Annotated in this window: 17 protein-coding genes and 2 pseudogenes; 13 read left to right on the top strand and 6 right to left on the bottom strand. The window is 63.5% G+C overall.

The features are described from left to right. Window positions 1–3 precede the first annotated feature (3 nt). The 6 genes from araD1 to araH are packed head-to-tail and all read left to right on the top strand — an operon-like array spanning window position 4 to window position 6,991. Window positions 4–993 carry an AraD1 family protein gene (gene araD1, locus C4J87_RS10555; protein ID WP_124366717.1) on the top strand — a complete coding sequence of 330 codons (990 nt, stop codon included), beginning with the start codon at window positions 4–6 and terminating at the stop codon, window positions 991–993. An 11-nt stretch (window positions 994–1,004) separates the two neighbouring features. Further along, window positions 1,005–2,585: an aldehyde dehydrogenase (NADP(+)) gene (locus C4J87_RS10560; protein ID WP_124366718.1), complete on the top strand. Its 1,581-nt coding sequence runs from the start codon at window positions 1,005–1,007 to the stop codon at window positions 2,583–2,585. Between the two features lie 16 nt (window positions 2,586–2,601). Next, entirely contained in the window at window positions 2,602–3,465 is an 864-nt protein-coding gene (locus C4J87_RS10565) for an SMP-30/gluconolactonase/LRE family protein (RefSeq protein WP_124366719.1), read from the top strand. 44 nt (window positions 3,466–3,509) lie between these two features. Next, complete coding sequence (locus C4J87_RS10570) at window positions 3,510–4,514, top strand: substrate-binding domain-containing protein (protein WP_124366720.1); 1,005 nt, start codon at window positions 3,510–3,512, stop codon at window positions 4,512–4,514. After that, window positions 4,511–6,013 carry an L-arabinose ABC transporter ATP-binding protein AraG gene (gene araG, locus C4J87_RS10575; protein WP_124366721.1) on the top strand — a complete coding sequence of 501 codons (1,503 nt, stop codon included), beginning with the start codon at window positions 4,511–4,513 and terminating at the stop codon, window positions 6,011–6,013. Before C4J87_RS10570 ends, araG begins: the two co-directional genes overlap by 4 nt. A gap of 9 nt (window positions 6,014–6,022) precedes the next feature. Continuing rightward, complete coding sequence (gene araH / locus C4J87_RS10580) at window positions 6,023–6,991, top strand: L-arabinose ABC transporter permease AraH (RefSeq protein WP_124362476.1); 969 nt, start codon at window positions 6,023–6,025, stop codon at window positions 6,989–6,991. Window positions 6,992–7,118: 127 nt separating this feature from the next. Here the strand turns inward: araH and C4J87_RS10585 are convergent, their stop codons facing one another. After that, the gene (locus C4J87_RS10585) at window positions 7,119–8,267 is read right to left on the bottom strand and encodes an aldose epimerase family protein (RefSeq protein WP_124366722.1); all 1,149 of its coding nucleotides are present in this window, start codon (window positions 8,265–8,267) and stop codon (window positions 7,119–7,121) included. A 138-nt stretch (window positions 8,268–8,405) separates the two neighbouring features. On the opposite strand from C4J87_RS10585, the gene C4J87_RS10590 reads away from it, so the two are divergent. Then, complete coding sequence (locus C4J87_RS10590; protein ID WP_124362478.1) at window positions 8,406–9,173, top strand: SDR family NAD(P)-dependent oxidoreductase; 768 nt, start codon at window positions 8,406–8,408, stop codon at window positions 9,171–9,173. 195 nt (window positions 9,174–9,368) lie between these two features. Here the strand turns inward: C4J87_RS10590 and C4J87_RS10595 are convergent. Further along, a pseudogene (locus C4J87_RS10595) lies at window positions 9,369–10,318 on the bottom strand (AraC family transcriptional regulator). Between the two features lie 101 nt (window positions 10,319–10,419). On the opposite strand from C4J87_RS10595, the gene C4J87_RS10600 reads away from it, so the two are divergent. Both C4J87_RS10600 and yghU read left to right on the top strand, forming a co-directional pair. Beyond that, the gene (locus C4J87_RS10600; protein ID WP_124366723.1) at window positions 10,420–11,646 is read left to right on the top strand and encodes an MFS transporter; all 1,227 of its coding nucleotides are present in this window, start codon (window positions 10,420–10,422) and stop codon (window positions 11,644–11,646) included. Window positions 11,647–11,692: 46 nt separating this feature from the next. Then, window positions 11,693–12,520 (top strand): glutathione-dependent disulfide-bond oxidoreductase, encoded by an 828-nt coding sequence (gene yghU, locus C4J87_RS10605; RefSeq protein WP_124366724.1) that lies wholly within the window; start codon window positions 11,693–11,695, stop codon window positions 12,518–12,520. 228 nt (window positions 12,521–12,748) lie between these two features. On the opposite strand, the pseudogene C4J87_RS10610 reads toward yghU, so the two are convergent. From C4J87_RS10610 to C4J87_RS10620, 3 genes and pseudogenes are all read right to left on the bottom strand, one after another. Further along, window positions 12,749–13,674 (bottom strand): annotated as a pseudogene (locus C4J87_RS10610) (sugar ABC transporter substrate-binding protein). An 18-nt stretch (window positions 13,675–13,692) separates the two neighbouring features. Then, complete coding sequence (locus C4J87_RS10615) at window positions 13,693–14,472, bottom strand: TIM barrel protein (RefSeq protein WP_124366725.1); 780 nt, start codon at window positions 14,470–14,472, stop codon at window positions 13,693–13,695. Beyond that, window positions 14,469–15,473, bottom strand: a complete 1,005-nt coding sequence (locus C4J87_RS10620) for a Gfo/Idh/MocA family oxidoreductase (RefSeq protein ID WP_124366726.1) — start codon at window positions 15,471–15,473, stop codon at window positions 14,469–14,471. The genes C4J87_RS10615 and C4J87_RS10620 overlap by 4 nt, the downstream gene beginning before the upstream one ends. Window positions 15,474–15,656: 183 nt before the next feature. Here C4J87_RS10620 and C4J87_RS10625 point away from each other — a divergent pair, with 183 nt between their 5' ends. After that, window positions 15,657–17,630 (top strand): sigma-54-dependent Fis family transcriptional regulator, encoded by a 1,974-nt coding sequence (locus tag C4J87_RS10625; protein WP_124366727.1) that lies wholly within the window; start codon window positions 15,657–15,659, stop codon window positions 17,628–17,630. A gap of 176 nt (window positions 17,631–17,806) precedes the next feature. Here the strand turns inward: C4J87_RS10625 and C4J87_RS10630 are convergent, their stop codons facing one another. Further along, window positions 17,807–18,856 (bottom strand): LacI family DNA-binding transcriptional regulator, encoded by a 1,050-nt coding sequence (locus tag C4J87_RS10630; protein ID WP_124366728.1) that lies wholly within the window; start codon window positions 18,854–18,856, stop codon window positions 17,807–17,809. Window positions 18,857–19,018: 162 nt separating this feature from the next. Here C4J87_RS10630 and C4J87_RS10635 point away from each other — a divergent pair, with 162 nt between their 5' ends. From C4J87_RS10635 to C4J87_RS10645, 3 genes are all read left to right on the top strand, one after another. Then, a complete protein-coding gene (locus C4J87_RS10635; RefSeq protein WP_124366729.1) occupies window positions 19,019–20,104 on the top strand; it encodes a fatty acid desaturase family protein in 1,086 nt (361 codons plus the stop codon). 113 nt (window positions 20,105–20,217) lie between these two features. Beyond that, window positions 20,218–20,538, top strand: a complete 321-nt coding sequence (locus C4J87_RS10640) for a MocE family 2Fe-2S type ferredoxin (protein WP_053128781.1) — start codon at window positions 20,218–20,220, stop codon at window positions 20,536–20,538. 2 nt (window positions 20,539–20,540) lie between these two features. Further along, window positions 20,541–21,740, top strand: coding sequence for an NAD(P)/FAD-dependent oxidoreductase (locus tag C4J87_RS10645; RefSeq protein ID WP_124366730.1), 1,200 nt, complete (start codon window positions 20,541–20,543; stop codon window positions 21,738–21,740).

Consider the following 21,740-nt stretch of genomic DNA (forward strand, 5'->3'; position numbering starts at 1 on the left):
GGCATGCGTTTAGTTCAGTTCGAGTTGCCCAACGGCGAACGCCGCGTCGGCGTAGTGGAAGGCACACAGCTGCGCGAAGTCCAGGCGGCGCGCAGCGTGCGTGAATTGGCCCTGGCCGCGATCGAAGCCGGTGTCGGCCTGGAGCAGCAGGTGGACAGCCTTGGCCTGGGCGACAGCCACGACTACGCCGCGTTGTTGGCCGAGCTCAAGGTGCTGCCGCCACTGGACCACCCGGACCCGGCCCATATGCTGATCAGCGGCACCGGCCTGACTCACCTGGGCAGCGCCTCGGCGCGAGACAAAATGCACCAGGCCGGTGACGACACCGCATTGACCGACACCATGCGCATCTTCAAATGGGGGGTTGAGGGCGGCAAGCCAGCCGCCGGGCAGGCGGGCGTGCAACCGGAGTGGTTCTATAAAGGCGACGGCAGCACCGTGGTGCGCCCCGGCGCCGCGTTCCCGGTACCGCCGTTTGCCGAAGACGCCGGCGAAGAGCCGGAAATCGGTGGACTCTACGTGATCGGCCCGGACAGCAAGCCCTACCGTGTGGGCTTTGCGGTAGGCAACGAATTCTCCGACCATGTGATGGAACGCAAGAACTACCTGTACCTGGCCCATTCCAAACTGCGCAGTTGCAGCTACGGGCCGGAACTGCGCGTGGGCGAGTTGCCCCAGCACCTGGCAGGCACCAGCCGCATCCTGCGTAACGGTGAGGAAATCTGGCGGAACGAATTCCTCAGCGGCGAGGCCAATATGTGCCACAGCCTGGAAAACCTCGAATACCACCACTTCAAATACCGCCAGTTCCTCAAGCCCGGCGATGTGCACATCCACTTCTTCGGCACCGCCACGCTGTCATTTGCCGACGGTATACGTACCCAGGAAGGCGATGTGTTCGAGATTACCCAGGCTGAATTCGGCGCGCCGCTGGTCAACCGTGTCGGCAGCAGTGATGCGGCATTCGAACCCGGCAACGTCATTACCCTTTAAAGGAGAGCCCCATGCCCCAGTTCCTCGGTCACAACTACATCGGCGGCCAGCGCAGTGCCAACGGCAGCACCCAGTTGCAGAGCGTCGACGCCACCACCGGCGAAGCCTTGCCCCAGGCGTTCTACCAGGCCACCCCGCAGGAGGTGGATGCCGCCGCCAAAGCAGCCGCCGCCGCGTACCCGGCTTACCGCGCCTTGAGCGCGTCGCGCCGTGCCCAATTTCTCGATGCGATTGCCGACGAGCTGGACGCATTGGGCGATGATTTCGTCGAACTGGTCTGCCGCGAAACCGCCTTGCCGGCGGCGCGCATCAAAGGCGAACGTGGGCGTACCAGCGGCCAGATGCGCCTGTTCGCCACGGTGCTGCGTCGCGGTGATTTCTACGGCGCGCGCATCGACAAAGCGCTGCCGGATCGCCAGCCATTGCCGCGTCCGGACCTGCGCCAATACCGCATCGGCCTGGGCCCGGTCGCGGTGTTCGGCGCCAGCAACTTCCCGCTGGCATTTTCCACCGCCGGCGGTGATACCGCCGCTGCGCTGGCAGCCGGTTGCCCGGTGGTATTCAAGGCCCATAGCGGGCATATGGCGACGGCCGAGCAGGTGGCTGATGCGATCATCCGCGCTGCCGAAACCACCGAAATGCCGGCGGGCGTGTTCAACATGATCTTCGGCGGCGGTGTTGGCGAAGCGCTGGTCAAGCACCCGGCGATCCAGGCCGTCGGCTTTACCGGCTCGCTCAAGGGCGGCCGTGCCCTGTGCGATATGGCGGCGGCGCGCCCGCAGCCGATCCCGGTGTTTGCCGAGATGTCGAGCATCAACCCGGTCATCGTGCTGCCGCAGGCGCTGCAAGCCCGCGCCGACAGCGTGGCCCGCGACCTGACCGCCTCGGTGGTGCAAGGCTGCGGCCAGTTCTGCACCAACCCTGGCCTGGTGATCGGCATCACGTCCCCAGCGTTCACCGCGTTCACGCAACAGGTCGCGAAGCTGATCGGCGAGCAACCGGCGCAAACCATGCTTAACGCGGGCACCTTGGGCAGCTACGGCAAGGGCCTGGAAAAGCTCCTGTCTCACCCCGGTATCGAGCACTTGGCGGGCAACGCCCAATCGGGCAACCAGGCCCAGCCGCAGTTGTTCAAGGCCGATGTGCGCCTGTTGATCGACGGCGATGAAGTGCTGCAGGAAGAAGTGTTCGGCCCGACCACAGTGTTCGTCGAAGTCGCCGACCAGGCCCAGCTCAGCGCCGCCTTGCACGGCCTGCACGGGCAGTTGACCGCCACCATCATTGGCGAACCGGCTGACCTGCAACAGTTCGCCGAGCTGACGCCGCTGCTGGAACAGAAAGTCGGGCGCATCCTGCTCAACGGTTACCCCACCGGTGTGGAAGTCTGCGATTCGATGGTGCACGGCGGGCCGTACCCGGCCACCTCCGATGCCCGTGGCACCTCGGTCGGCACCTTGGCCATCGATCGGTTCCTGCGCCCGGTGTGCTTCCAGAACTACCCTGATAGCCTGCTGCCCGACGCGCTGAAAAACGCCAACCCGTTGCGTATCCAGCGGCTGGTGGATGGCGCGCCGTCCCGAGAATCCCTGTAAGTCATCCGGAGGCTTCATGTCGTTGAGCGCAGTCACCCCGCACCGTGCCCGGTTGGGCGAAGGGCCGTTCTGGGATGCTCCGTCCCAGGCCCTGTATTGGGTGGATATCGCCGCCCGCCAGGCCCTGCGCCTGATGGACGGGCAGTTGCGAGTCTGGCAATTACCCGAACACGTCTCGGCGTTCATCCCCTGCGAAAGCGGGGATGCGCTGGTGACCCTGAGCAGCGGTGTGTACCGGCTGGACTTGAACACCGAAGCCCTCACCTTGCTGTGCGTGGCCGACCCGCAACCGGGTAACCGCGGCAACGAAGCCCGTTGCGATGCCCAGGGCCGACTGTGGCTGGGCACCATGCAGAACAACATCGGCGCCCATGGCGAAGACCTGCCCATCACGCGACGCTCCGGTGGGCTGTTTCGTATCGACGCCGATGCGACGGTTACGCCGCTGCTGAGCGGGCTGGGCATTCCCAACACGCTGTTATGGAGCGACGACGGCGGCCATGTGCATTTCGGCGACAGCCTGGATGGCACGCTGTACCGGCATGCCATTCAGCCCGACGGCCAGCTCGACGCCGCCCGGACCTGGTTCGCTGCCCACGAACGCGGCGGGCCGGACGGTTCGGCCATGGACAGTGAGGGTTACATCTGGAATGCGCGCTGGGACGGCAGTTGCCTGCTGCGCCTGACGCCGCAAGGGCAGGTGGACCGCATCGTCGAACTGCCCGTCAGCCGCCCCACCAGTTGTGTGTTTGGTGGGCCTGATCTGACCACCCTGTATATCACCAGCGCCGCCAGCCCCTTGGATCACCCATTGGACGGTGCGGTACTGAGCCTGGAGGTCGAGGTGCCAGGCAAGCCCTGTCACCGCTTCGCCGGATAAACCGAAAAACGAATATTCAAAAACAACAACAAGGAGTCACCCGTATGAATCGTCGTCGTGGTTTGCGTTCCCTGTGCTGCGCCGCTGTGGCGGTCTCGGCCATGAGCTTGAGCGGCCTGCTGCTGGCTGCTGAAGAAGTGAAGATCGGCTTTCTGGTCAAGCAGGCCGAAGAGCCTTGGTTCCAGACCGAATGGGCCTTCGCCGAAAAAGCCGGCAAGGAACACGGGTTTACCGTGATCAAGATCGCCGTGCCCGACGGTGAGAAAACCCTTTCGGCCATCGACAGCCTGGCCGCCAACGGCGCCAAGGGCTTTGTGATCTGCCCGCCGGACGTGTCCCTGGGCCCGGCGATTGTCGCCAAGGCCAAGGCCAACGGCCTGAAAGTGATTGCGGTGGATGACCGTTTCGTCGATGCCAAGGGCAACTTCATGGAGGACGTGCCGTACCTGGGCATGGCCGCCTTCGAAGTGGGCCAGAAGCAGGGCGCCGCCATGGCCGCCGAAGCGAAAAAACGCGGTTGGGACTGGAAGGACACCTATGCGGTGATCAACACTTTCAACGAACTCGACACCGGCAAGAAACGCACCGACGGCTCGATCAAATCCCTGGAAGAAGCCGGCATTCCCAAGGACCATATCCTGACCGCCGCGCTGAAAACCCTCGACGTCCCAGGCAGCATGGACGCCACCAACTCGGCGCTGGTCAAGCTGCCCAGCGGCGCAAAAAACCTGATCATCGGCGGCATGAACGACAACACCGTGCTCGGCGGCGTACGTGCTACCGAAAGCGCCGGCTTCGCGGCGGCTAATGTGATCGGCATCGGCATCAATGGCACCGACGCCATCGGTGAATTGAAGAAAGCCAACAGCGGCTTCTTCGGTTCGATGCTGCCCAGCCCGCATATCGAGGGCTACAACACCGCGCTGATGATGTACGAGTGGGTCACCAAAGGCACTGAACCGCCGAAGTACACCGCCATGGACGAAGTGACCCTGATCACCCGCGAGAACTTCCAGGCGGAACTGACCAAGATCGGGCTGTGGAAATGACCGCTGCGGCCCTGCGTTTTGACGGTATCGGCAAAACCTTCCCTGGGGTCAAGGCGCTCGACGGCATCAGCTTCACCGCCCATCCGGGGCAAGTGCATGCCCTGATGGGCGAGAACGGTGCGGGTAAGTCGACGCTGCTGAAGATCCTCGGCGGCGCCTATATTCCCAGCACCGGCACGGTGCAGATCGGCGAGCAAGTCATGGCCTTCAAATGCGCCGCCGACAGCATTGCCAGCGGCGTCGCGGTGATCCACCAGGAGCTGCACCTGGTGCCGGAAATGACCGTGGCCGAGAACCTGTTCCTCGGGCATTTGCCGTCGCGTTTTGGTGTGGTCAATCGCAGCGTGCTGCGCCAGCAGGCGCTGGCGTGCCTCAAGGGCCTGGCCGATGAAATCGACCCCCAGGAAAAGCTCGGGCGCTTGTCTCTGGGTCAGCGCCAACTGGTGGAAATCGCCAAGGCGCTGTCCCGTGGCGCCCATGTGATCGCCTTCGATGAACCGACCAGCAGCCTCTCGGCGCGGGAGATCGATCGCTTGATGGCGATCATCACGCGCCTGCGTGATGAGGGCAAAGTGGTGCTGTACGTGTCGCACCGCATGGAGGAGGTGTTCCGTATCTGCAATGCGGTGACGGTGTTCAAGGACGGCCGCTTCGTGCGCACCTTCGATGACATGAGCGCGCTGAACCACGACCAACTGGTGACCTGCATGGTCGGCCGCGATATCCAGGACATCTACGACTACCGTCCGCGCGAGCACGGCGAAGTCGCCCTGAAGGTCAACGGCCTGCTCGGCCCCGGCTTGCGCGAACCGATCAGCTTTGAGGTGCGCAAAGGCGAAATCCTCGGCCTGTTCGGGTTGGTGGGGGCAGGGCGCACGGAGCTGTTCCGACTGCTCAGCGGCCTGGAGCGTGCCAGTGCCGGCAGCCTGGAGTTGTGCGGTGAGCCGCTGCAATTGCGCTCACCTCGCGATGCCATCGCCGCCGGGGTGCTGCTGTGCCCCGAGGACCGCAAGAAGGAGGGCATCATTCCGCTGTCCAGCGTTGCCGAAAACATCAACATCAGTGCCCGTGGCGCGCATTCCGCGTTCGGCTGGCTGTTGCGCGATGGCTGGGAGAAAGGCAACGCCGACCACCAGATCAAGGCGATGAAGGTCAAGACCCCGAACGCGGCGCAGAAAATCATGTACCTGTCCGGTGGCAACCAACAGAAAGCCATCCTCGGCCGCTGGCTGTCGATGCCGATGAAGGTGCTGCTGCTGGACGAACCGACCCGTGGCATCGATATCGGCGCCAAGGCCGAGATCTACCAGATCATCCATAACCTCGCGGCGCAAGGCATTGCGGTGATCGTGGTGTCCAGCGACCTGATGGAAGTCATGGGCATTTCCGACCGCATCCTGGTGCTGTGCGAAGGCGCCTTGCGCGGTGAACAACTGCGCGCACACGCGACTGAATCCAACCTGCTGCAGCTGGCCTTGCCGCGCGGCCTGGCGAACTGAGAGACGACCATGACCACTCAAAACAACGCGCTGCCCTCGGCACGCAAACCCCTCGATCTGCGCGCCTTGCTCGACAACTGGGCGATGCTGCTGGCCGCGGTGGGTATCTTTGTCCTGTGTGCCTTGCTGATCGATAACTTCCTCTCGCCGCTGAACATGCGCGGGCTGGGCCTGGCGATTTCCACGGTGGGTATTGCGGCGTGCACCATGCTGTTCTGCCTGGCCTCCGGGCATTTCGACTTGTCGGTGGGCTCGGTGATTGCCTGCGCCGGCGTGGTCGCGGCGATTGTGATGCGCGACACCGACAGCGTGATGCTCGGCATCGGCGCGGCGCTGCTGATGGGCCTGATGGTGGGGTTGATCAACGGGATCGTGATCGCCAAGTTGCGGGTCAACGCGTTGATTACCACCCTGGCAACCATGCAGATCGTGCGTGGCCTGGCCTATATCTTCGCCGACGGCAAAGCGGTGGGCGTGTCCCAGGATCAGTTCTTCGTGTTCGGCAACGGCCAGCTGTTGGGCGTGCCGGTACCGATCCTGATTACCATCGTGTGTTTCCTGTTCTTCGGCTGGTTGCTCAACTACACCACCTACGGGCGCAACACCATGGCCATCGGCGGCAACCCGGAAGCGGCGTTGCTGGCGGGGGTCAATGTGGATCGCACCAAGATCCTGATCTTCGCCGTGCACGGTTTGATCGGCGCGTTGGCCGGGGTGATCCTGGCCTCACGCATGACCTCCGGCCAACCAATGATCGGCCAGGGCTTCGAGCTGACGGTGATTTCCGCCTGTGTGCTGGGCGGGGTGTCGCTGAGTGGCGGTATCGGCATGATCCGCCATGTGATCGCCGGGGTATTGATCCTGGCGATTATCGAGAATGCGATGAACCTGAAGAACATCGATACCTTCTACCAGTACGTGATTCGCGGCTCGATCCTGCTGTTGGCCGTGGTCATCGACCGCATGAAACAACGCTGAACCTGATCGTTCCCTCGCTCTGCGTGGGAATGCATCCCAGGACGCTCTGCGTCCACTTCTGAATCGGGACGCGGAGCGTCCCAGGTGGCATTCCCACGCGGAGCGTGGGAACGATCAATGTAGGGTTTTAGTTGGCGGTGAACTTGAAGATGGTGTTCTGGGTGTAGGTCTGCCCGGGATTCAGGCGGGTCGAGGCAAACTTGGGCTGGTTAGGCGCGTCCGGAAAGTGCTGGGTCTCCAGGGTGAACCCACTCCAGTGCTGGTAAGTCTTGCCGCCCTTGCCCTTCACCGAACCGTCCAGGAAGTTACTGGTATAGAACTGCACCCCAGGTTCGCTGGTGTAGAGCTGCAAACGCCGCCCCGACTCAGGATCATGCACCTCGGCCGCCAGTTGCTTCACATCGCCTTTGGTGTCCAGCGCCCAGTTGAAGTCGAACCCGCCCTGTTTCGGTTCGGCAAACTTGAGCTGCGGATGGTCGTCCTTGATGTGCTGGCCGATGGCGGTAGGCTTGAGGAAGTCCATCGGTGTGCCCTTGACCGGCGCCAGTTCGCCGGTGGGAATCAGGGTGGCATTCACCGGTGTGTAATGGCTGGCGTGCAAGGTGGCGACCTGCTTGAGAATATCGCCGTTACCTGCGCCGGCCAGGTTGAAGTAGCTGTGGTTGGTGAGGTTGAGCACAGTCGGTTTGTCGGTGGTGGCCTTATAGTCGATGTGCAGCTCGTTCTTGTCGTTGAGGCGATAAGTGACTTCGGTTTTCAGGTTGCCGGGGAAACCCATTTCACCGTCCTTGGACAGGTAGGTGAGCGTGACCCCGACCGAGTCCTTGTCGTTGACCGGCTTGGCTTGCCACACCTGCTTGTCGAAGCCCTGGGCGCCGCCATGCAGTGAGTTGGGGCCGTCGTTGAGCGGCACCTGGTAGCGTTTGCCGTCAAGTTCGAAGGCACCGCCGGCCAGGCGATTGCCGAAGCGGCCGATGGTCGCGCCGAAAAACGCGGTACCGCCTTGATAGCCTTGTACGTCGTCAAAGCCCAGCACCACGTCGTCGACCTTGCCGTGTTTGTCCGGCACCTTCAACGATTGCAGCACACCGCCGTAGGTAATCACCGTGGCTTGCATGCCATGGCTGTTGCGCAACACGTATTGTTCGACGGCGGTGCCGTCATTGGTTTTGCCGAAGGGTTTGTGTTCGCTGGTCAGGCCTGCGGCCTGGGCGCCGCCGCTGGCGATCAACATGGACATTGCCAGGCCGGACAGCAGGTATCGAGGGTGCTTCATGGTCGAACTTCCTTTTGTTGTTTTTGGATTGAATAGTTCTACTAATGTGCGATATTTCATGATTGAGACAGCGAATTTATAGCCTTTAACGCCGATTTCGTAAAATAAAATAAGACTAATTGATCGAGGCATCACGTTATGAGTACTCAGCAGGCCCTGTATCCCGACCTCAAGGGCAAGACCGTATTGATCTCCGGCGGGGCTTCCGGGATTGGCGAGTTCATGGTGCGGGCGTTCGCCGCCCAAGGCGCCAAGGTGGCGTTCGTGGACCGCGCCCAAAGCCAGGGCGAACGCCTGGCCGCGCTGTTGAACTCCAACGGGCATAGCGTTGAGTTCGAATGCTGCGATATCACCGACGAGATCGGCTATCGCGCGGCGATCGGGCGTTTCGAACATTCCCTCGGCCCGATCACGGTGCTGGTCAACAACGCGGCGAACGATGTACGCCATACCCTGGAAGAAATCGACTCGGAAATGTTCGACCGGCTGATTGCGGTCAACCTCAAGCACGCCTTCTTTGCCGCCAAGGCCGTGGTACCAATGATGAAACAGGCCGGTGGCGGCTCGATCATCAACCTGGGCTCGGTCGGCTGGATGATGGCCTCCGCCGGCTACCCGGTGTACGCCGCCAGCAAGGCCGCCGCCCACGGCATGACCCGTGGCCTGGCGCGGGAACTGGGGCCCCACCACATTCGGGTCAATACCCTGGTGCCGGGCTGGGTGATGACGGAAAAACAACTGGCCATGTGGGTGGACGACGCGGCCCGTGAGCTGATCGCCCGCAGCCAGTGCCTGCCGGGCAGTGTGATGCCCGAGCATATCGCCAATATGGCGCTGTTTTTGGCTTCCGATGCCTCGGCGATGTGTTCGGCGCAGAACTTTATCGTGGATGGTGGTTGGGTGTAGAAACGCGACTATCAAACGATGAGGATGAAGTGTGGGAGGGGGCTTGCTCCCGATTGCGGTGTATCAGTCAGGTAAATGTTGACTGACACTCTGTCATCGGGAGCAAGTCGAATCGTCGCACCGCCCCTCCCACATTTGAACAGTGGTGTTTATTCGATCGGGTCAGGCTTTGAAGACCGCGTGCTGCGCGAGGCTTCATGCCGAACGCCTGGCAGCCCCCGGCGGCTGCCCGGTGATGCGCTTGAAGGCACGGCTGAACGCCGCCTGGGAGGTATAACCCAGGCGTTGCGCCACGGTTTCGATGGGCATGCGTTCCAGGGTCAGCCATTGGCTGGCCAGGCGCATGCGCAGTTCCGTGGCGTAGCGCAGTGGCGGTATGCCGAGGACGGCCTGGAAGCGGTCGGCGAACACCGAGCGCGAGGTATGACACTGGGCGGCCAGTTCCGCCACGCTCCAGTCGTGGCCCGGCTGCTGGTGCAAGGCGAGCAGGGCGCTGGCCAGGCGCGGGTCGCGCAATGCGGCCACCAGGCCCGAGGCGTTGCCACAGGCGCACTCGACCCAGCCGCGTACGATCATCGCCGCCACCACATCGGCGAGGCGCGCAAGAATGCCGGCAAAGCCTACGCGCGCCGTGGACAGTTCGCGTTCCATTACTGCCAGGATCGGCATCAGCCCAGGGTAACGCTGGCCGCCGGCATCGATCAGCATCAGGGCCGGCATCAGGTTGCCGAGCCCCTGGAGGCTGCCGAGCTCAAACTCCATGCACGCACTGAACAACACCAGGCTGGGGACGGTATCGGGTGATGCATTCACGGCGCACACGGTATCCCCAACGGTGCGCTGTCGAAATGGTCGATGTCCTGCACGACGGCATCCGCTGCGGATAACAGCGCGTGCGCGCCACCGTGGGAGATGAACACTGCATTGCCGGCCGACAGCGCGAAAAGGCTGCCGTCCTCGGTGCGCAGCGTGGCGCGGCCGGCCGCGAGAAAATGGAAATAGGCGTGGCCCGGCCGGGCGCCAAAGCCCATGCCGAAGGTGGGCCCGGCCTGGATGCGCCGGTACTGCACACCCCGCAGGCGCATGCCGCGCAGCAATTCGTTGATCAGCTCGGAAGAAGCGGTGAATGCGTCCACTGAAGGCATACTCGGGGTTTCGGTTAAAAACTCAAGGCTTTGTATCATAGATCATCCTGGCCGGCCTACCTAGACTGAGCGCCTCGCTAATGACTTGAGGAAGACCTGCAATGACTGATTGTGCAGCCCATACGCCTGCGGGCGTTGTGACAGAGCCGGCCTGGCTGGCGGTATTTTCCCTGGCAATGGGGGTATTCGGCCTGCTCACGGCGGAGTACTTGCCGGCCAGCTTGTTGACACCGATGGCCCTGGACCTGGGTGTGACAGAGGCGCTGGCCGGGCAGGCCGTCACGGTGACGGCGGTGGTGGCGCTGTTTGCCGGCCTGCTGGTGCCGGGGCTGACCCGTGGTATCGACCGGCGCGTCGTGCTGCTGGGGTTTTCCACGCTGATGATCGCCTCCAACCTGCTGGTGGCATTGTCCTCCAGCCTGACGGTGCTGTTGTTGATGCGCATCCTGCTGGGCATCGCCCTCGGCGGTTTCTGGAGCATGGCGGCTGCAGTGGCGATGCGCCTGGTGCCGGCGGCGTCCTTGCCCCGTGCGCTGTCGATCATTTTCAGCGGGATCGCCCTAGGCACCGTGGTCGCCGTGCCGCTCGGCAGCTATATGGGTGGCCTGTACGGCTGGCGCAGTGCGTTTATTGCGGCGGCCGCCGTCGGCCTGCTGACCCTGGCGTTCCAGGCATTCACGCTGCCGCGCATGGCTCCTCATGGCACCGCGCGCCTGCGCACCGTGCTGGACGTACTGCAGCGCCCCGGCATCGCCATCGGCATGTTCGGCTGCGTACTGGTGCACACCGCGCATTTCGCACTGTTCACCTACATCCGGCCGTTCCTGGAAAGCACCACCGGGGTCGACACCGAGGGGTTGGCGCTGATGCTGCTGGGTTTTGGCGTGGCGAATTTCGCCGGCACGCTGTTCGCCGGTTGGCTGCTGGTGCGCCGCCCACGCACAACACTGGTGTTAATGCCGGTGTTGGTGGCAATCGCGGCACTGGCGCTGGTCTGGTTGCCGGCGTCACTGCCGGGCCAGGCGATGCTCCTGGCGCTATGGGGCATGGCGTTTGGCGGCGTACCCGTGGCGTGGTCGAACTGGGTTGCGCGTGCGGTGCCGGACCAGGCGGAAAGTGCCGGAGGCATGGTGGTCGCGTCGGTGCAGTCGGCCATCGCGGCGGGCGCTGCCGGTGGCGGGCTGATGTTCAGCTTCAGTGGTATTGGTGGGGTGTTTATCGGTGCGGGTGTGTTGATGTTGCTCGCGGCCTTGCTCATCGCCCTGCGTGTGCAGGTGCCTGGGCAAGACGGGGACGCCAGTGTGACGCGCCACGCTTCTTTGGTTTAGTCTTAAACCCTTTGTTGATCGCAAGCGCCCCCGAGGAGCACCGAGCATGTCTGACTACGTACCCCCCAAGGTCTGGACCTGGGACACCGAAAGCGGCGGCACCTTCGCCAGCATCAACCGGCCCATCGCCGGCGCCACCCATGAAAAAGCACTGCCGGTCGGCAAGCACCCGTTGCAGCTGTATTCCCTGGCCACGCCCAATGGGCAGAAGGTCACGATCCTGCTCGAAGAGCTGCTGGCGCTCGGGCACACCGGTGCCGAGTACGACGCCTGGCTGATCAAGATCGGTGACGGCGACCAGTTCGGCAGCGGTTTCGTGGCGGTGAACCCGAACTCGAAGATCCCGGCGTTAATGGATCACAGCGGCGCTGCGCCGATTCGCGTGTTCGAATCGGGCGCGATCCTGCAGTATCTGGCCGAGAAGTTCGGCGCGTTTTTGCCCACCGAACCTGCCGCCCGTGCCGAATGCCTGTCGTGGCTGTTCTGGCAGATGGGCAGCGCACCGTACCTGGGCGGCGGCTTCGGGCATTTCTACGCGTATGCGCCGAGCAAGATGGACTACCCGATCAATCGCTTCGCCATGGAGGCCAAGCGCCAGCTGGATGTGCTGGACAAACGCCTGGCGGTGAGCGAGTACATTGCCGGGGACGCCTACACCATCGCCGACATCGCCATCTGGCCCTGGTACGGCGGGTTGGTCAAAGGGCGGTTGTATGGGGCGGCGGAGTTTCTCTCGGTGCATGAATACGAGCACGTCATGCGTTGGGCGGATGCGATTGATGCGCGACCGGCGGTGCAGCGCGGGCGGCGGGTGAATCGGGTGTCCGGCGATGATCAGTTGGCCGAGCGCCATAGTGCGAGCGACTTGGACTGAAAGTGTGGGAGGGGGCAAGCCCTAATGCCAGTCAGTTAAGAAGTAGCAGGAGCGAGAACTAACTTGTGGCGAGGGAGCTTGCTCCCGCTGGGGCGCGAAGCGGCCCCAAACAATGGGACTGCTGCGCAGTCCAGCGGGAGCAAGCTCCCTCGCCACAGGTTCGGTGTCGCCTTAACTGACTGGCATTAGGGCAAGCCCCCTCCCACATTTGGATCTTCTTGGCTTCAATTATTTGTAGCGCTGTTCGAACACCGCGACCTGTTCGGGTTTTATGAGTTCGAACGGTACCCACACCTCCGATTCGATTGACTCGCCCTTGATCATCCGCACCGCCGCTTGTACCGCTTGCGTCGCCTGGGCTTTGGGGTCCTGGAACACTGAGGCGGTGAGCACGCCGCGCCTGATCGCCGCCAAGCCATCGGGCAGTCCATCGATGCCGACAATCGCCACTTCGCCCTTGGCCTTGCCGGCCTGCTGCAAAGCCATGGCCGCGCCAATCGCCATTTCATCGTTGTTGGCCACGATCGCATCGAACTGCGTGCCCGCCAGCAGCCAGTTGCTGGTCAGGTCCATGGCCTTGCTGCGTTGCCATTCGGCACTTTGCTGCTCGACGATCTTGATCCCGGGAAAGTCCTTGAGCACCTGCTTGGCGCCTTCAGTGCGGTCATGGGTGGCGTTTTGCGCCAGGTCGCCCATGATGATCGCCACGTTGCCCTTGCCGCCGAGTTTTTCCGCGAGGTAGCGCATTTGCAGTTGCCCGGCTTCGATGTCGTTGGACGCCACGGTCACGACCCCTTGGGCAGCGTGCGTTGGTCCGGATGGCGGTTGACGTACACCAACGGCTTGTTGGCGGCCACGGCGGCGCGGGTCATGTTGGCGGTGGCGGCGGTGTCCACCGGCAGCACGATGACCGCGTCGACGTTCTGGTTGAGAAACCCTTCGACCTGGTTGAGCTGACGCACCACGTCGCCCTGGGCGTCCTCGAACTGGATCTGCACGTCTTGTTGTTTGGCGGCCGTTTCAAGGCCGGTGCGTACGTAGGTCATGAAGTTATCGTCGACCCGCGCGATGCTCACGCCGATGCGATACGCGGCGAAGGTCCATTGGCTGAACAGCAGCAACAGGGTGGCAACGATCAATGAATAGCGATGCATGAGGTGTTCCTCTTGTTGTTATAGGGTGAAGGCTTGGCGAAAACGCTCCAGGGCGGCTTCGCTGTCGCCGCTGGCCCAGGCTTCCAGGCCGACCACGCCGCTGTAACCGATGGCATGCAGCGCCCTGGCAATCGCCGGGTAATGGATTTCGCCGGTGCCGGGCTCCTGGCGCCCGGGCACGTCCGCCACCTGGATTTCGCCGATGGCGCTGCCCGCGCGCTGGATCAATTCGATCAGGTTTCCTTCGCCGATCTGCGCGTGGTAAAGGTCCAGGTTCATTTTCAGGTGTGGGCTGCCCACGGCCTCGATCAGCGCCAGGGTGTCGTCGGCGCGGGCGAATGGCGTGCCGGGGTGGTCGACCTCGGTGTTGAGGTTTTCCAGCAGGAACACGCGGCCGGCGTCTTGCCCCAGGCGAGCGATTTTCTCCAGCGTCTTGCAGGCGCTCAGCCACATGCGCCCGGTGGTCCGGCTGACGGGTTGCACCGGCAGGCCGCCGTCACCCAGGCCGGTGCCGTGCAGGTTGAGGCTGGGGCACTTGAGGCGCTCGGCAACGCTTAAGGATTCGCGGGCGCTGTCGAGCAAGTGGCGGATACCGTCGGGGTCAGTGAGCGTGCCGCTGATGTAGCCGGTCATGGAGGTGAAGTCCGCGCCCGTCGCGGCCAGGGCGTTGATGTCCTTGTCGGTCCAGTTCCAGATTTCGGCGCTGAAACCCAGGGCATGAATCCGTTTGACCCGCTCGACGAAGGGCAGGTCGAGGAACACCATCTCGGCACTCACCGCCAGCTTGAACGGGCTCATAGGCTCACCGCCGTGCCTTGCTCGTAGGATTGGATACAGGCGCGGGCAATCGCCAGGGCGGCGCGGGCATCTTCCCCGCTGGCCAGGGGCTTGGCGCCGCTTTGCAGGCAGTCTACGAAGTGGTTGAGCTCGGCAATGTAGGCATCGCGCAACAGGTCGGTGTCCAGGCGTTGGGTGTCGGCCTGGATGCCCTGGGCCTGGTAGCGCACCAGGTCGCAGGCCTGCACGCTGCCCATGGTCAGCATGCCGGCGCTGCCGAACACTTCACCGCGCACGTCATAGCCATACACCGCCTGGAAGCTGGCCTCGGCGGTGGCAATCGCGCCGTTATCGAAGCGGATCGTGACTACGGCGGTGTCGAGCAAACCCTGGCTTTTGTAGTCCGGGGCGATCAGGGCGTCGGCCATCACCTGCACTTGCACCGCTTCGGCGCCGGGGTTGAGGTAGCGCAGGGTGTCGAAGTCGTGGATCAGGGTTTCCAGGAAAATCACCCATTGCGGTGAGGCGCCAGGGTTGTTCAGCGCCGGGTCGCGGGTCAGGGAGCGCAGCAACTGCGGGGTGCCGATTCGGCCTGCGGCGACGTCGAGGTGGGCGGCGCGAAAGCTCTTGGCGAAACGCCGGTTGAAGCCGACTTGCAGTGGCACTCGGGCATCGGCCGCAGCGGCGATGGCGCGGTCGGCTTCATCGAGGGTGATCGCCATGGGCTTCTCGCAGAAGATGCCCTTGCCGGCACGGGCGGCGCTGATCACCAGTTCGGCATGGCTGCGGGCGGGGGCGGCGATGAGTACGCCGTCGATATCCGGGTCGTCGAGCAGTTGCTGCGGGTCGGTGTAAACCTTGGCTACACCCAGCTCTGCCGCCAGACGTGCGGCTTGCCCTGGGGTAGGGTCGGCGATGGCGGCGAGGCAAGCGCCGGGAATGTGCCGGGCGGCGGTCAGGCCGTGGAAGCTGCCCATGCGACCGGCGCCGATCAAGCCCAGGCGGATGTTTTTTGTATTCATGTATGACCCCTTTTTATTGTTGGCCTCAGGACGATCCTGGCGGGCAAAGGGGCAAGAGCAAGGGCTGTGCCAAAATCCAAGTGACTGATATTTAACGGTTATAAATAAACTTTAGAAAAATAGTGTTCATTTAAATGACATGTCTATGCTGACATGTCGAAAATATGAACATGGACACCGCTTATGAGCATCGCGATCAGTGCGCAAGACCTCGATTACCTGACGGCGCTGGGCCCCGCCGCGCTGAATGACGGCCCGGTCGCAGCGTTGGAGCAGGCGTGGCAGGCCTGCCTGGACGGCCAGCTGCAGCGCCCGCCCGAGGTGCGGCAAACGATCTGGGATTCCTGGCGGCGCAGCGTCGAGGCCGGCATCGACCCGGCAGACAACGCGTATCGCTTCGTCGCCGCCGACACACTGGCGGCCACCCTGGCCAGCCACCGCGTGCTGATCGCGGCCGCCGCGCAAGTCATGCATGGTTTGCTGGCCTATAACCCGCGCGGTCATATCAACCTCACCGACACCGACGGCACCACCTTGTATTTTTGCGGGCTGGACATCACTCCCGTGGGCAGTCGCCTGCTCGAATCGGTGCAGGGCACCAACTGCACCGGCCTGGCGCTGGCCGAAGATCATCTGGTGTATGTGCTGGCCGAAGAGAACTTCGCCGTCGGCCTGCGTCAACGCCGCATGCACTGCGCCGCCGCGCCGATCAAGAATGCACAGGGCCAGACCCTGGCCATGCTGACGCTGACGGCCGAGCCCGGCTGGTTTCACTTCCATACCCTGGGCACCGTCCAGGCGGCCGCCGAGGCCGTGTCGCGGCAGATGGCGCTGCAAGCGTTGCTGCAAGAGCAACAAACCGTGCTTGAAGTGCTTAACGAAGGCTTGGTGGTGCTGGATGAACGCGGGTGCATCAAGGCGATCAATCGCTACGCAAGGCAACTGTTCAATGTGGGCCTGGAGCTGCTTGGCAGCCCTTTCCACCGCCTCGCTCGCAGCGAGCTGAGCGACGCCATGCTGCTGCGCGGCGGCGAAAACGTGCGCGATTTGGACTGCACCTTTCACTTGCACGACCGCAGCCAGCTCGCCTGCCTGGTCTCGGTGTGCCCGCTGGAGCAGGGTGGGGTGATCGTGTCGGTGCGTGAAAACCGCCGCATCCGTGAAATCACCCGGCGCATTGTCGGCACCCAGGCCCGCTACACCTTTGAAACCATCCAAGGCACCTCGCGCGCGATCCAGGACGCACTGCACCTGGGGCGCATCGCCAGTCGCAGTGATTCCACCACCTTGATCCTCGGCGAAAGCGGCACCGGCAAAGAGTTATTTGCCCAGGCCATTCATAACGCCAGCGAGCGTTGCACTGGCCCCTTCGTCGCGGTCAATTGCGGCGCGATCCCACGGGACCTGGTGCAAAGCGAATTGTTCGGCCATACCGAAGGCGCCTTCACCGGCTCGGCGCGTGGCGGTTCGGCGGGCAAGTTCGAACTGGCCGATGGCGGGACGATTTTCCTCGATGAAATCGGCGACATGGCCTTCGACGCGCAAGTCAGCCTGTTGCGCGTGTTGCAGGAAGGCGAGGTGACCCGCGTGGGCGCGAAGACCTCACGGCCAGTGGATGTGCGCATCATTGCGGCGACCCACCGCAATCTCAGCCAGGCGGTGGCCGAGGGAGCGTTCCGCGAAGACCTTTACTACCGCCTCAATGTGCTGAATATCACCGTGCCGCCCCTGCGGATGCGCCGTGACGATATTCCCTTGTTGGCGCGGCATTTCCTGCAGCGTTGCGCGCGCTCATTGCGCAAATCGCTGCAAGGATTCTCGCCGGACGCGTTGGCGTTGCTGTCGGCCCATGGCTGGCCGGGCAACGTGCGCGAGCTGGAAAACGCGATTGAGCGGGCGACCAACCTGGCGATGGGCGAGTGGATCGAGCCTGGCGATTTACCCTTGGAGGCCAGGCCGCGCGCCCCGGCCAGCCCATATGCCGCGCCACCTACGCAAGACCTGAGCAGCCATGAAATGCATGCCATCGTCGCCGCGCTGAAAAGCACCGCTGGCAATATCCGCCTGGCCGCCCGGCAGCTGAACGTGTCCCGTGGCGGGCTGTACAACAAGATGAATCGGTTCGGGTTGAATGCCGGGGATTTTCGCGGGCTGTGAGCGGTTACCGATGTGGGAGGGACGATGAAGCGCACGCCGCCCTCTGTAGGAGCGAGCTTGCTCGCGAAAAATTCAGGCCCCCCGCGTTTATCCAGAATAAACGCGTTGCCTGGGCGTTTTTCGCGAGCAAGCTCGCTCCTACAAAAAGCCTTGACTGACCGGCATCAGGGCAAACCTCAGGTGCCCATGTTTTCCGAGGTGACGATGTGCGGCGGGATGTGCACCCGATGCCGCGCCGGATCGAACGCCTCGTCGCTCTGCAGCGCCACCAGCAGGTCCACCAGCGCCACCGCCGTCTGCTGCGGCTGCGAATCCATCACCACATCGATCAACCCTCGGCCCAGGGCCTGGCGCGACAGTTCGGTGGACTCCTGCAAAATGCAGCACAACGCCGGGCGCTTGGGCAGTTGCGCCAGGGCGTTGATCACGCCGTCACCGCCACCGCCCACCACGCACAAGCCGCGCAGGTCGGTGTGGCGGCTGAGCAGGTCGAGGGTGGCTTCCTCGGTGATGTCGCAGTTGTCCAGATTGATCAGCGGTTCCAAGGGCTTGAGCCCCGGTGCGTGTTCGGCCAGGTAGCTGTGCAAGCCTTCGACCCGTGCCTGATGGCCGAGAAAACGGTGGCCACCCAGCAGAATGCCCACGCTGCCTTTGCGCCCACCGCAGGTGCGCGCCAACAGCCAGCCCATGGTGCGGCCGACGACGTGATTATCCTGGCCCACATAAGGTTCGGCCGCGCGTTCGTGGATATCCGAGAGCAGCGCCACCACCGGCACCCCGGCTTCGCGGATCTGCGCCAGGCACGCATTGATCAGCGGATGGGCGAAGCTGACCACCGCCAGGGCGTCGCACTGCACGGCCAGTTGCTCGATCTGCGCGACGATGGCGCTGGGTGTGCGGTCGACGATGTACTCGAACTGGCAGGTCAGGTTGGCGCTGGCGTGCTGCTGCGCCGCTGCGCTGATCGATTGGGCCAGGTTGGCATAGAACGCCTGGGCGGTGCCCAGCAGGAGAATGCCGAAACGGTAGGTCGGGCGCCGTTCGCGAATGCGCTGGCCGATCAGCCGCGCGGCGAAATAACCGACCGCTTCGGCAGCCTGGAACACCTGTTCGGCGGTGTCCGGGTTGACCGGTGCGCGATCGTTCAATACACGGTCGACGGTGGCCACGCTGAGTCCCGCATGGGCGGCAACCGTGGCGATGGTCGGGCGTTTAGGGTTGTGCATGGCGAGCCCCTTGAGCGTCTTGATAGAAAACTATCAAGCCCCGCTGGGCCTGGATGATAGCTTGATAGGGAATGGATTCAAGCCCTTGAGGCTGATTTGGCCGCGCTCTATGGTTGGTTTCGCAAAGCCCCTGAAACCCCACGCTTGCGGAGAACAATAACAATGCCTGAACACACCGCTCACCGCGCCCGGCGCGATTACAGCCTGACCGGCCCCGAAGCCGCCCGCGCTGCCGAAAAAGGCCTGGTCTCGGCCCGTTGGTACCAATCGCCGATCCCGCGCAAACGCATGAAGGAACTGATGCAGCGCCGTGACGGCCCGGCCCTGGTCGACACGGCCATCTGGTTCACCGCGTTGTTCGTCACAGGCTTTGGCGGCTACTGGTTCTGGGGCTCCTGGGCCTGTGTGCCGTTCTTCCTCGCCTATGGCGTGCTCTACGGCACCGCCTCCAACCCGCGCTGGCACGAAACCGGGCATGGCACGGCATTCAAGACCCGCTGGATGAATGACGCGCTGTACCCGCTGGCGTGCTTCATGTGCCTGTTCGAACCCCATGTGTGGCGCTGGAGCCATGCCCGGCATCACACCGACACCATCGTCGTCGGCCGCGACCCGGAGATCGTCGAGCCGCGCCCGCCGAGCTTCTGGATGATGTTCCTGAGCCTGTTCAATCTGCCCCTGGCCTGGAAGACCTTCAGTGGCGTGGCCCGCCATGCCATCGGCCGTATGAGCGCCCAGGAACGGGACTTCATCCCCGAATCCGAATGGCCCAAGGTGTTTCGCGCCGCGCGCATCTGGGTGGGCATTTACGCGTTGATCATCGGCACCGCCTTGTACCTGCACAGCTGGTTGCCGCTGATGCTGGTGGGGCTGCCGAGTGTGTATGGCGCCTGGCTCGGCTACCTGTTCGGCCTCACCCAGCACGTGGGCCTGGCCGAAGATGTGCTCGACCACCGCAGCAACTGCCGCACCATTTACATGAACCGCGTGCTGCGCTTTATCTACATGGACATGAACTACCACCTCGAGCACCACATGTATCCGATGGTGCCGTACCACGCGCTCGAACAGCTGCACGAAGAAATCCGCAGCGACTGCCCGCCGCCGTACGCCAATCTGTTCGAGGCCTACCAGGAAATCCTGCCAACCCTGTGGAAACAGCGCAGCGACCCGACCTATTTCGTCCAGCGCCCCACCCATAGTGGCGAGCGAGCTTGCTCGCGCTGGGCTGCGCAGCAGCCCCAATAAACCTGACGCGGTCTTTCAGATAACCCTCAATCGCGATCCTGGGGCCGCTTCGCAGCCCAGCGCGAGCAAGCTCGCTCGCCACCAGGAACGTTATTCACCTGGAGAAAAAAGTCATGAACGATCAATGGATCGACGTCTGCGCCGTGGGCGAAATCGACGAAGAAGACGTGTTGCGCTTCGACCACGGGGCACATACCTATGCGGTGTTCCGCTCCGCCGACAATGAGTTTTTCGCCACCGCCGGCCTGTGCACCCACGAAAAAATCCACCTGGCCGACGGCCTGGTCATGGACCATGTGATCGAATGCCCCAAGCACAACGGACGTTTCGATTACCGCTCCGGCAAGGCCCTGGGCGCGCCGGTTTGCGTCAACCTGAAAACCTATCCGGTACGGGTCGAAGCGGGGCGAGTGTTGCTCGCTGTCACGGCGTGATGATGAGCGCGCCCCTGATTATCGTCGGCGCCGGCCATGCCGGTGGCCGTGCGGCGTTGACCCTGCGCGAGGAGGGTTACGACGGTCGGCTGATCCTGATCGGCGACGAACCGCACGTACCTTACGAACGACCGCCGCTGTCCAAAGGCCTGTTGCAAGGCAGCCAGGACCTGGCCGGGTGCAGCCTGTGCGACGGCGCCCGGCTGGCCGAGCTGGATATCGAGCATATTGCCGGCAATGCGGTCAGCCAGCTGGCGCCGCAGCAGCATCGGCTGCAACTGGCCGATGGCCGCTGGCTGGACTATGCCGGCGTGCTACTCGCCACTGGCGGCCGTGCGCGGCGTCTGCCTCAATCCCAGGCCAATGTGCTTTACCTGCGCACCCACGATGAAGCGCTGGCCCTGCGCGCCCAGTTGCGCCCCGGCACCCGGCTGGTGATCGTCGGCGGTGGGTTTATCGGCCTGGAAGTGGCGGCGACCGCGCGAGGCCTGGGCTGCGCGGTGACGGTGCTCGAAGCCGGGCCGCGCCTGGCGGGCAGGGTATTGCCAGCGATCATCAGTGAAGCATTGCTGGATCTGCACCGCGAGCAGGGTGTGGACGTGCGCTTGAACGTCACTGTGGAATCCATCCAGGCCGACGCCGTACACCTGGTGGATGGGCAGACGCTGCCGTGTGATTTGGTGGTGGTCGGTATCGGCATGCAACCCAATATCGAACTGGCCGTAGCGGCCGGGCTGGACGTCGGGCAGGGCATTCGCGTTGACGTGCACTTGCGCACCAGCGCGGCGAATATCTACGCAGCAGGAGACGTCTGCGAGTTCCGGCTTGACGGCCTCTATCAGCGTCAGGAAACCTGGCGCAATGCCGAGGCCCAGGGGCGGCATGCCGCGTTGAACCTGCTGGGCCGGGCATTGCCCTTCGACGCCGTGCCGGGTTTCTGGTCCGACCACTATGACTGGGGCTTGCAGACAGTCGGCGTGATGACGCCGAAGGTGGTCAGCCGCGCCTTGCCCCACGGCGGTTTGCTGTTGTTCTACCTCGATGCCGACGGGTATTTGCAAGGCGCCTGCGGCTGGGCGCCGGGCAACAGCGTGGCCAAGGACATCAAGCTGTGCGAACGCCTGACCATCGCCCATGTGCGGCTGCCGTCGGTGGGCCTGGCTGATCCGGCGGTCTCTCTCAAACACTGGTTGCGGGGCTGA

Origin of the sequence: Pseudomonas sp. R1-43-08 (genome assembly GCF_003852255.1) — a bacterium.
GTDB lineage: Bacteria > Pseudomonadota > Gammaproteobacteria > Pseudomonadales > Pseudomonadaceae > Aquipseudomonas.

Coding starts and splice junctions, on each gene's coding strand:
- araD1 (WP_124366717.1), top strand. CDS start 4: ATGCGTTTAGTTCAGTTCGAGTTGCCCAACGGCGAACGCCGCGTCGGC.
- C4J87_RS10560 (WP_124366718.1), top strand. CDS start 1,005: ATGCCCCAGTTCCTCGGTCACAACTACATCGGCGGCCAGCGCAGTGCC.
- C4J87_RS10565 (WP_124366719.1), top strand. CDS start 2,602: ATGTCGTTGAGCGCAGTCACCCCGCACCGTGCCCGGTTGGGCGAAGGG.
- C4J87_RS10570 (WP_124366720.1), top strand. CDS start 3,510: ATGAATCGTCGTCGTGGTTTGCGTTCCCTGTGCTGCGCCGCTGTGGCG.
- araG (WP_124366721.1), top strand. CDS start 4,511: ATGACCGCTGCGGCCCTGCGTTTTGACGGTATCGGCAAAACCTTCCCT.
- araH (WP_124362476.1), top strand. CDS start 6,023: ATGACCACTCAAAACAACGCGCTGCCCTCGGCACGCAAACCCCTCGAT.
- C4J87_RS10585 (WP_124366722.1), bottom strand. CDS start 8,267: ATGAAGCACCCTCGATACCTGCTGTCCGGCCTGGCAATGTCCATGTTG.
- C4J87_RS10590 (WP_124362478.1), top strand. CDS start 8,406: ATGAGTACTCAGCAGGCCCTGTATCCCGACCTCAAGGGCAAGACCGTA.
- C4J87_RS10600 (WP_124366723.1), top strand. CDS start 10,420: ATGACTGATTGTGCAGCCCATACGCCTGCGGGCGTTGTGACAGAGCCG.
- yghU (WP_124366724.1), top strand. CDS start 11,693: ATGTCTGACTACGTACCCCCCAAGGTCTGGACCTGGGACACCGAAAGC.
- C4J87_RS10615 (WP_124366725.1), bottom strand. CDS start 14,472: ATGAGCCCGTTCAAGCTGGCGGTGAGTGCCGAGATGGTGTTCCTCGAC.
- C4J87_RS10620 (WP_124366726.1), bottom strand. CDS start 15,473: ATGAATACAAAAAACATCCGCCTGGGCTTGATCGGCGCCGGTCGCATG.
- C4J87_RS10625 (WP_124366727.1), top strand. CDS start 15,657: ATGAGCATCGCGATCAGTGCGCAAGACCTCGATTACCTGACGGCGCTG.
- C4J87_RS10630 (WP_124366728.1), bottom strand. CDS start 18,856: ATGCACAACCCTAAACGCCCGACCATCGCCACGGTTGCCGCCCATGCG.
- C4J87_RS10635 (WP_124366729.1), top strand. CDS start 19,019: ATGCCTGAACACACCGCTCACCGCGCCCGGCGCGATTACAGCCTGACC.
- C4J87_RS10640 (WP_053128781.1), top strand. CDS start 20,218: ATGAACGATCAATGGATCGACGTCTGCGCCGTGGGCGAAATCGACGAA.
- C4J87_RS10645 (WP_124366730.1), top strand. CDS start 20,541: ATGAGCGCGCCCCTGATTATCGTCGGCGCCGGCCATGCCGGTGGCCGT.